The organism is Mycobacterium sp. KBS0706 (assembly GCF_005938675.2).
In the GTDB taxonomy this organism is placed as follows: domain Bacteria; phylum Pseudomonadota; class Alphaproteobacteria; order DSM-16000; family Inquilinaceae; genus Inquilinus.
Genome location: NZ_VCCH02000201.1, coordinates 1 through 5,518, shown reverse-complemented (window position 1 = coordinate 5,518; position 5,518 = coordinate 1). Strand labels below are relative to the sequence as shown.

The following is a 5,518-nucleotide window of genomic DNA, read 5'->3' as shown; positions in this document are numbered from 1 at the left end:
GCCGAGCTCGCCGGAGCTGCAGCTCGGCGTGCTCGGCAGTTGCCTGACCCACACCTTCCTGATCCAGGCGGCGGCGCTGGGCGTGCCGCTCGACTCGCTGGAGCTCGAGGTGACCGGCACGATCGACCCGCGCGCCGGCTCCCCCGGCTTCGAGGCGGTGCCGATCTATCCGCACGGCATTCGCTATGCGGTGTCGATCGCCTCCCCTGCCGCGCCTTCCGAGATCGAGGCGCTGCAGCAGGCGGTGGAGCGGAACTGCCCGATCCTGAACCTGCTGCGCCAGCCGCAGGCGATCGCCGGCGAGATCCGGCTGATCCAGACCGCGACCGCCGTGGCGGCGGAATGACGTCGCGAGGAGGAGGACATCCCATGGCGATCAACTTCGCCGGCTCCACCGACTAGCTGCTGGAGGCGATCACCACCGGCAAGGCCGATGCCGACCACTACAGTTTGGGGCCGAGATGAACGCCCATCAGGGCCTCAGCGACTTCCCGCCGCCCCTGCGTGAGCTTGCGGAGCACACGGGGCACAAGGTCGGTGGCGGTGAAGCGCGGGCCAGTCTTCGTGCGGACGCGCCGGCCGAGCCAGGCAACCGCTCCGGCGAACCGCAAAGGCATGGCGAGACGGGGGTGACGGATCTGGACCATCCGACGCCAGTGCTGGCCTCTCGGCACGAGACGCCGGCACAGACCATCTGGGATCGGCACTTCGAACAGCTCGCGCAAGGTCAGCAGCTGCGTTTCGAACGCGTTCCGCTGCAGCCGGCCTCGCATGACCTGGGCAAGGCGGAGCCAGTCGATGCCCTGTGGCATCTGCGCGAGTTGGGCGAGATCGTGGAGATGACGCAGATCGAGGGTTCCCCGCCAATAGTCTCCCTCCTTGATCTGGTCGTGCACGATCAGGTTCAGCGCTCGGAGAGTCGACGACGGCAGCCGGGCCCGGGCGGCATCATACGTGGCGGGCGAGAAATTCGCGGCGTCCATGATGGATGAGCCGTACGCAGCGGAGACGGCTCCACCGCCATGCAGCTCGAGCATCCCTGCATCCTGCGGGCGCCAGACCCCGTGCTGCCCTTCTGCGGCGAGATAGCCCAGCTCAGCGAGAACGACATCTGCGATCGGCTTCTCGGCTTCCTCGACCAGCAGGTCCAGATCACTCATCATCCGGGCGCCGAGGTCTCGCTCAACCGCCGTAAAGATGATCCCCGCCCCCTTCAACAGGATCGGTTGAATGCCCGATCGGTTCAGGGCGGCAATCACCTCGACCAACTGGCCCCGCAGGAGGAGATTGCGCTGCCGGTTGCGTTCATGAATGAACGCAAGATAGTCGCCCGCGTCGGCAGGCAATGCCGGAAGCCCCCCACAATCGCGGAGGGCGACGAACAACGCCGGCGTCATCCAGGAGCGGTTGGCGACTTCGAACACCGAGAACCAGTCCGCGTCGACTGGCGGCGCTCCACGCAGGGCCGAGATCAGCGATTCCAGGGGTGTCCTGCTCATAGACATGTCCGCCGCAGCTCGTCTACCGCCTCGTCGAGATCCGCATATGTCAAGGTGAAACAGTCGGCGCCGGCCATCGCCGCGGCCAGCTTGCCGAACGCAGATGCGGAAAGCCGCTGCCCGGGTGCTGTCGCCTCAGCCAGCAGGGCTCGGATCGCCTCGATCCGGTCCATAGGCGTCAGCACGGCCGGCCCATGGGGCTGCCTGCGAAGCAGCACCACCCATCCGAGGGGCAGCGGCTCCGTCACCGGCGGGGCCGCGGGCGGCAGATAACGGACAGCCTGGTTGTCGGACCGGCGATGGAACCGCAGATCTTGCAGATCCGGCCTGATCCCCAACACCAGGGGCCAAGCGCCCGATTTGACTGACGCAGCGAAAGGCACTCCCATCACCTTGCCGGTCGGCGTCAGCAGGGCGATGTCGTCGCCAGCGTAGTCGAAGCCTCGATGCGCCAGAGCCACGGTCAGCGTCGTCTTGCCGGCGCCCGGTTCGCCACACAGGAGCAGCATTCGCCGATCATGCGCCAATGAAGCGGCATGGATCGCGACCGAATAGTCGGCGTAAGCCAGGACGTCTTCTGTCAGCTGAGCCTTCAGGCCCGGCAGGATTTCGTTCAAGGCGTAGGCCCCGATCTCTCTTCCGCCGGCCCGCAGGCGAAACAGATCTCCCTCCGCCTCGATCGACAACGAGAGAGTGACGGGGGAGCCTCCCACCTCGCGCGCGCCTCCAGCTTGCAGATGGGCAAAAACCGGGGCTGCGAGGCGAGCCAGTGTATCGTTTGCATACCGGATTTCGATCGACAGGCCGACGAGACGAAGGAGTTGTTGCCGATTGTCCGGCTCGGACACCATGGACGCGGTGACATGTTCTTCGGCAACGATGAGACCGAGCCGTCGCCAGTCGGACAATATACTCCGCACATAGCCTTCGGCGGCCTCCGCGGGAACGCCGAGGTCCACCAGCCTGCCCGCGGCGACTGCCAGCGGATCACCTTCTTCAAGACGACACCATATATAGGCCGCCATGTCGTTCAGCTCGAAGATCTCCTGCCGCGCCTCGCTGAACAGGAGCTTGCGCGCATCCATGACAGCAAAAGCCGTTCCCGCTGCGATCACGGAATTCGCCGGCACGGCGTCGCTTCCGACGAACATGTCCGCTGATACCCCCCGCTTTGATTGGCCTTCAGAAAGGCTGCCGCTCCGATGGGCCATGTCAGGCCTGAAGAGGACCCGACATGGCCCGACGAATCACGGCACGGTCATTATCACTTCGGTTTCTTGCCGCCCGATTTCGCGATCGCCTCTGACGTCATGCTGGTCGACAGGAGCATCGTGACCGCGGGCGGAGTGATGACGGCGAAGCGGCCGCATGTGGCGAGGAAGGCGCGCCGATCCGACGCATCGATCGGCGAGTTTTTTTCAGGAAATTCTGCCATGATTGTCAGGTCCCCTTCTTGTGAACATAAAATTACACGCAATATCAGCCTATGAGCAGGACCGACTGACGAACAATTCAGCCCTTCTGTGGTGGCCGCGATCGGGGTCTTTTTTTTGGTAGAGCATCTCTAAGGCGAAAGGCGTAAAGCGAGCTTTCTGGTTGATCATCTCGGGGCGGCAGCTACCAATTTCAGGTGCCCCCGCTTCGAGACGACCGTGAAATCGTGCGAGGCTTTGCGAAGCACTCGGCTCATATGATCCGAGCGGAGTGGAGGCTGCCCGTCCATCATCGGCGTCGCGGGTGGACTGCCGCGCAGCCTTGGCCGGCTGGACAGGTCGCTTGGGCGGAGCCAAGATGAAACGAGACCAGTCGATCGAGCGACTCATCCGCAGGATCAATGGCAGTCGCTTCGCTACCGCAAATGGCCAGCTTTGGAGCAAGAATTTACTCAGTGTAGAATAAATTTCGTAGTGGATCGAATGCAGTAAGGGGCATTCCCCAATTCGAAATTGGCGCGAGAATTCGACAGGTATTCCGAAATCGTCACCATGACGACCGTCCTCATCATCTGGGCCATTCTCGGTCCGTCCATCGGGCTGCTGGCTGGCTGCCTCCTCAACGCCGGCGCATTCGGCGACGAGCGGCTGAAGGAACGCGCGGGTGCGGACCGCTGGAAGAATCGGAGGGGGCATCACCGCCATAGCTAACCGTCCGGTTCGGGCTTGAGCCCCGATTCCGATTGGCCAAGCGCGAGCAGGAGAAGAGCTGATGTGCGGCATTGTCGGCATCGTCGGGACGCAGCCGGTCGCGTCTCGCCTGGTCGAGGCGCTGAAGCGCCTGGAATATCGCGGCTATGACTCGGCCGGCATCGCCACCCTGGTCGGCGGCCGGATCGAGCGCCGCCGCGCCGAGGGCAAGCTGATCAACCTCGAGACCCGACTGGGCGAGGCGCCGGTCGACGGCACCATCGGCATCGGCCACACCCGCTGGGCCACCCATGGCCGGCCGAGCGAGACCAACGCCCACCCGCATGCGACCGACCGGGTCGCGATCGTGCACAACGGCATCATCGAGAACTTCCGCGAGCTGCGTCGCGAGCTGGAAGGGCTCGGCCACGTCTTCGCCACCGAAACCGATTCCGAGATCGTCGCCCATCTGGTCAGCCACTATCTCGACCGGCAGATGGAACCGCGCGAGGCCAGCGCCGCGGCGCTGAAGCGGCTGGAGGGCGCCTTCGCCCTGGCCTTCCTGTTCACCGGCGAGGAGGACCTGCTGGTCGTCGCCCGGCGCGGCTCGCCCCTGGCCATCGGCTTCGGCGACGGCGAGATGTATGTCGGCTCCGACGCGCTGGCGATCGGCGCCTGGACCGACCGGATCTGCTATCTCGACGAGGGCGACTGGGCGGTGATCGCCCGCTCCGGCGTCGAGATCTACGACGCCCAGGACCAGTCGGTCGCCCGGCCGGTGAAGCCGATCGCCCAGACCGGGGCCCTGATCGGCAAGGGCGATTTCCGGCACTACATGCTGAAGGAGATCTACGAGCAGCCGGCGGTGGTGGGCGACACGCTGCGCACCATGCTGGACCCGGCGACCCGGGCGATCGTGCTGCCCACTCTGCCCTTCGACTTCGCCGACGTGCCGCGTGCCACCATCGTCGCCTGCGGCACGGCCTTCTATGCCGGCATGGTGGCGAAATACTGGTTCGAGACCGTGGCCCGGCTGCCGGTCGAGATCGACATCGCCTCGGAGTTCCGCTACCGCGAGGCGCCGCTGCCCGAGGGCGGCCTGGCCATCTTCGTCTCCCAGTCGGGCGAGACCGCGGACACGCTGGCGGCGCTGCGCTACGCCCGGTCGCAGGGCCAGCGCATCCTGTCGATCGTCAACGTGCCGGACAGCTCGATCGCGCGCGAGAGCGACGCGGTGATCCAGACCCTGGCGGGGCCGGAGATCGGCGTCGCCTCGACCAAGGCCTTCACCACCCAGCTGACGGTGCTGGCCTGCCTGGCCGTCGCCGCGGCGCGGGCGCGCGGCGCCATCGACGCCAGGCGGGAGGCCGAGCTGTCGACGGCGCTGACCGAAGTGCCGAGCCGCCTGGCCGATGTGCTGAACCATGACGCCACGATCCGCGACCTGAGCCACCAGGTGGCGCTGGCGCGCGACGTGCTCTATCTCGGCCGCGGCCTGTCCTACCCGCTGGCGCTGGAGGGCGCGCTCAAGCTGAAGGAGATCAGCTACATCCACGCCGAGGGCTATGCCGCCGGCGAGATGAAGCATGGGCCGATCGCGCTGATCGACGACAAGGTGCCGGTGATCGTGCTGGCACCGCGCGACCCGGTGTTCGACAAGACCGTGTCGAACGTGCAGGAGGTGATGGCCCGCGGCGGCAAGGTGATCTTCTTCTCCGACCGCGACGGCATCGAGAAGCTCGGGCCGGGCCCGGTGGCGGCGATCGACCTGCCGGGCGTCGACCCCTTCGTGGCGCCGATCCTCTACGCCGTGCCGGTGCAACTCCTGGCCTATCACACCGCTGTGGCCAAGGGCACCGATGTCGACCAGCCCCGCAACCTGGCCAAGAGCGTCAC

6 protein-coding genes are annotated in these 5,518 nt (G+C 66.0%); 2 read left to right on the top strand and 4 right to left on the bottom strand.

Features of this window, described 5'->3' with window-relative positions:
• Positions 1-346, top strand: a 346-nt coding sequence (locus FFK22_RS40795) for an OsmC family protein (RefSeq protein WP_143956958.1), incomplete at its 5' end; no start/stop codon positions are given.
• Positions 347-443: 97 nt separating this feature from the next.
• Here FFK22_RS40795 and FFK22_RS40790 read toward each other — a convergent pair.
• The 4 genes from FFK22_RS40790 to FFK22_RS40780 all read right to left on the bottom strand — a co-directional run bounded on the left by FFK22_RS40790 (position 444) and on the right by FFK22_RS40780 (position 3,637).
• Complete coding sequence (locus FFK22_RS40790) at positions 444-1,499, bottom strand: nucleotidyltransferase family protein (protein ID WP_186002950.1); 1,056 nt, start codon at positions 1,497-1,499, stop codon at positions 444-446.
• Entirely contained in the window at positions 1,496-2,650 is a 1,155-nt protein-coding gene (locus FFK22_RS40785; protein WP_186002949.1) for a PqqD family peptide modification chaperone, read from the bottom strand. Before FFK22_RS40785 ends, FFK22_RS40790 begins: the two co-directional genes overlap by 4 nt.
• A gap of 113 nt (positions 2,651-2,763) precedes the next feature.
• On the bottom strand, positions 2,764-2,934 hold the full coding sequence (locus FFK22_RS43555) for a hypothetical protein (RefSeq protein WP_186002948.1): 171 nt from the start codon (positions 2,932-2,934) through the stop codon (positions 2,764-2,766).
• A 49-nt stretch (positions 2,935-2,983) separates the two neighbouring features.
• On the bottom strand, positions 2,984-3,637 hold the full coding sequence (locus tag FFK22_RS40780; RefSeq protein ID WP_138893481.1) for a hypothetical protein: 654 nt from the start codon (positions 3,635-3,637) through the stop codon (positions 2,984-2,986).
• Between the two features lie 67 nt (positions 3,638-3,704).
• On the opposite strand from FFK22_RS40780, the gene glmS reads away from it, so the two are divergent.
• Positions 3,705-5,518 (top strand): glutamine--fructose-6-phosphate transaminase (isomerizing) (gene glmS, locus FFK22_RS40775; RefSeq protein WP_143956957.1); only part of this gene is annotated, 1,814 nt, incomplete at its 3' end.

Excerpts from the sequence above, each read along its gene's own strand:
- FFK22_RS40790 (WP_186002950.1), bottom strand. The coding sequence starts at position 1,499 with ATGAGCAGGACACCCCTGGAATCGCTGATCTCGGCCCTGCGTGGAGCG.
- FFK22_RS40785 (WP_186002949.1), bottom strand. The coding sequence starts at position 2,650 with ATGTTCGTCGGAAGCGACGCCGTGCCGGCGAATTCCGTGATCGCAGCG.
- FFK22_RS43555 (WP_186002948.1), bottom strand. The coding sequence starts at position 2,934 with ATGGCAGAATTTCCTGAAAAAAACTCGCCGATCGATGCGTCGGATCGG.
- FFK22_RS40780 (WP_138893481.1), bottom strand. The coding sequence starts at position 3,637 with ATGGCGGTGATGCCCCCTCCGATTCTTCCAGCGGTCCGCACCCGCGCG.